Source organism: Alteromonas sp. LOR (genome assembly GCF_000753865.1).
Lineage (GTDB): Bacteria > Pseudomonadota > Gammaproteobacteria > Enterobacterales > Alteromonadaceae > Alteromonas.
Genome location: NZ_JQFW01000012.1, coordinates 1 through 3,072 on the forward strand (window position 1 = coordinate 1; position 3,072 = coordinate 3,072).

General features: G+C 40.8%; 5 protein-coding genes. 1 reads left to right on the forward strand and 4 read right to left on the reverse strand.

The window, feature by feature from the left end; translation table 11 throughout:
• Positions 1 to 145 (forward strand): type II toxin-antitoxin system RelE/ParE family toxin (locus tag JV36_RS0104750; protein WP_032094845.1); only part of this gene is annotated, 145 nt, incomplete at its 5' end.
• Positions 146 to 866: 721 nt separating this feature from the next.
• On the opposite strand, the gene JV36_RS0104760 is transcribed toward JV36_RS0104750, so the two are convergent.
• From JV36_RS0104760 to JV36_RS19755, 4 genes are all read right to left on the reverse strand, one after another.
• On the reverse strand, positions 867 to 1,094 hold the full coding sequence (locus tag JV36_RS0104760) for a hypothetical protein (RefSeq protein WP_032096967.1): 228 nt from the start codon (positions 1,092 to 1,094) through the stop codon (positions 867 to 869).
• A 580-nt stretch (positions 1,095 to 1,674) separates the two neighbouring features.
• Positions 1,675 to 1,953 carry a hypothetical protein gene (locus JV36_RS0104765; RefSeq protein WP_152561589.1) on the reverse strand — a complete coding sequence of 93 codons (279 nt, stop codon included), beginning with the start codon at positions 1,951 to 1,953 and terminating at the stop codon, positions 1,675 to 1,677.
• 113 nt (positions 1,954 to 2,066) lie between these two features.
• Positions 2,067 to 2,492 carry a hypothetical protein gene (locus JV36_RS0104770; protein WP_032096966.1) on the reverse strand — a complete coding sequence of 142 codons (426 nt, stop codon included), beginning with the start codon at positions 2,490 to 2,492 and terminating at the stop codon, positions 2,067 to 2,069.
• Between the two features lie 115 nt (positions 2,493 to 2,607).
• Positions 2,608 to 2,976 (reverse strand): hypothetical protein, encoded by a 369-nt coding sequence (locus tag JV36_RS19755; protein ID WP_032096965.1) that lies wholly within the window; start codon positions 2,974 to 2,976, stop codon positions 2,608 to 2,610.
• Positions 2,977 to 3,072: the final 96 nt, after the last annotated feature.

Sequence of the window (3,072 nt, forward strand, 5' to 3'; positions counted from 1 at the left end):
TTATAAAATAAAATTACGTCAATCAGGATATAGGTTGGTGTATCAGGTACTTGATGACGTAGTAGTAGTTACAGTGCTAGCAGTGGGAAAACGCGAAAGAAATGAGGCTTACAAAAAAGCATTAAAGAGACTTGATGCTGAATAAGGGTTTAACTTCCCACTAAGGGGCGATAATACATGGGCTAAAATTAGGAACGAAGTGACGTAGCCCATGTGTTAGCGTCCCAGCGAGCGAAGCGAGTGCCTTGAGTGGTTTGTTATACATCCGAACTAAAGCCCACGTTGCCATCGTTTTGGATAGGTTCCTTTGAATACGATATTAATAAGTTCTTGTCTGTCGATATATCCTTTTTTGCATTTAATGCCATAGTAAACGAAGGCAAATAAAGCGCAGAATGTGTATAGCGATAAACATAGTATTAAGAAGCATAATGTGAACACTACAAATACTGTATCACGATCATAGCTGCGGATTGGTATATCTGACTCGACACCAAAACTTGAAGCAATGACAAAGAATAACGGGTACGCAACTGCAAATCCAAATAAGCAACCAACGCCGCCAACTTTTGCTGAGTGCGAGTAAAAGTAAGGTTTTAATCTTCTTTGACTATTAATCGCTCGAATTAGCACGCCACTCTCCCTAGGATGTATAACGCTAAGCTAATGGGCAAATTTTGCTGGGTTGATTTTTGCCCGCGAAGCGGTTTAGCAAAAAGCGACACAGCAAAATTTGTCCGATTAAGCGCCTTGTTAGCAGCCTTTTGATTGAGTTGAATTTTTTTAGTAAACCAATAGACTAATTTTTAAATTGATTGGTAGTTGCATACACTGCAATTACAAGCGCATGCAGCCTATTTTATTCTTTATTGCTCTTTAGGGTTTTTCCGCACATAAAAAGCTGCAGTAAAAACCAAAGACATTACTAATTGAACAGTAAAGTTAGAAAAATACTTTTCACTTGAAATTTGTGCTAGTAAGTTCCAGATCCCCATGTTTGCCAAGAAAAAGAGTAAATTCCCTCCAACTTTGTGATGAAACCTGAAACAAGAAAAATCTTCAATCCACAACTTATACTTCTCTTGGAACTTCACTTTTGTCTCCAGTTTCGCTTGGCTGCTAACGCTAAGCTTTGGGGCGCTAGCCCGTGGGCTAAAATCCGAACGAAGTGAGTCAGCCCACGTGTTAGCGTCCCAGCGACCGAAGGGAGTGCCAACAGCGTTTTGTTAGGCGTACAAAGGAACGTACGCAGCTTTGCTGCCACCACTAGCCAAATAGGCCGCATGTTTAAATTATTGAATTTAAGATAAAACAACCCTGTGCGAAATGCCAGATGTTAACGACATTGCTGGATAAAAGAGCGAGTTTAGACAACTTGTAGTGTTGAATGTTGGCGTTGCGGTATTGATGAAAAGCACGTTGCCAAAGCATTTGAAACTACCGAAAAAGTAAGCTGTAAAGACAACCTAGCGAAACAACCTTGATGCAGGAATGTCACGGTTGAACCCACTTTTTAATGCTGTAAGTAAATGGCGCCTAACTTTTCAATAACGGGCGCAGGCACGTGGGGCATAATGGCGAAGCCGCCCCGCGTGTATGCGTCCCAGCGAACGAAGTGAGTGAGTTTATTGAGTTGTTATGTACGTGCATAAAACAACCTCGTTTCGTTTGGTGTTAAGCATCGTCAATAGCGTACTTAATAATCCTATCTACTTTTTGTGAAGTCGTCGCTTCTGGTATTGTTTCAATAATTTCCTTGGCGATGAATACTTCCAGAAGGTAACTATATTTGACGCCACAAAAAATGGGATTTAAACCGGACTCATCTTCTGCTGCAACAACAGCTCTAGTACTTGTATTTAATTCCTCATCGACTTTTACCCAGATCGTTGCTTCGTCATTAAGGTCGTCAATTTTTTCAATTACTTCTATTAGTTTCATTTTATGAGACAAAGTACATAACACCCCACTAAGGGGCGATAACACATGGGCTAAAATTAGGAGCGAAGCGGCGCAGCCCATGTGTTAGCGTCCCAGCGAGCAGCGCGAGCGCCTTTAGTGTTTTGTTAGGTTTCATCTTTACCCTTCGATGGTGAAAAGATTGCTTTTGCAAAAGCAGACAAAGAAATTATTAAGCCAAGTGTTACCGCAATCCAAAATGAGACGGGGCTGTCATCTGCGGAAATATTTGCAGTTCTGCCAGATACTACGCCGGTTGTTACCTCTTTTAAAAAGAGAGATAGTGCGAGAGCCCCAATAATCGAGTAGAAAATCCTGCCAAACAAATCGAGCGGTTGAGATAGTAAACTAGTCTCTTTTTTGATCTCTGGTTCATTTTCATTTTCATTTACCTGAAGCTTAGTGCTCTTGTCCCTGATTTCCAGTTGTTTCTCAATTTCTGAAACTCTTTCGGGATAACTCTTCCTATCTATTGAATTCAAGGCATCTAGGAGTTCTTCCTTGGAGTAACTTGAATAATCTGGTTCAAACATAATTACTAATGAAACCTAACTTTCCAATAACGGGCGCAGACATGTGGGGCATAATGGCGAAGCCGCCCCGCGTGTATGCGTCCCAGCGAACGGAGTGAGTGTGTTGATTGGGTTGTTATGTTTCATTTGCCTGAGACTGCCACCAAATTGTTCTATTTTTGAATGCATACAGTGCAAGAACCAAATAAAAGGTAGATATGATTAGGTAGTTCAATACACTGAATTCATCTAACTCGTAAATCCCGAACAGTTCGTCAATTACTGCGATTACGAACACAGATTGCCAGAACAATCTGGTAAAACACTTAAACCCTACCGAGTAAAATAAACAACCAACTAGTACAAGTGTCGTAATTGAACTTCGAATAAACTGTAACGAATCTGGCGAATCAACGATGAATGAGTACTTTGCATAGACATAAAGATGGAAAAGAAACCACGGAAACCAGATTAAGCGAAGCGATTTCCATTTAGTGAACTCCATTAAAACTTCCTTGAAACATAACACTGGTGATAAGCGGAAACGCCTAGCACGGGCTCTAACTATAACAAAACCAAGCTTAACTAGGCGTTTCCGCTT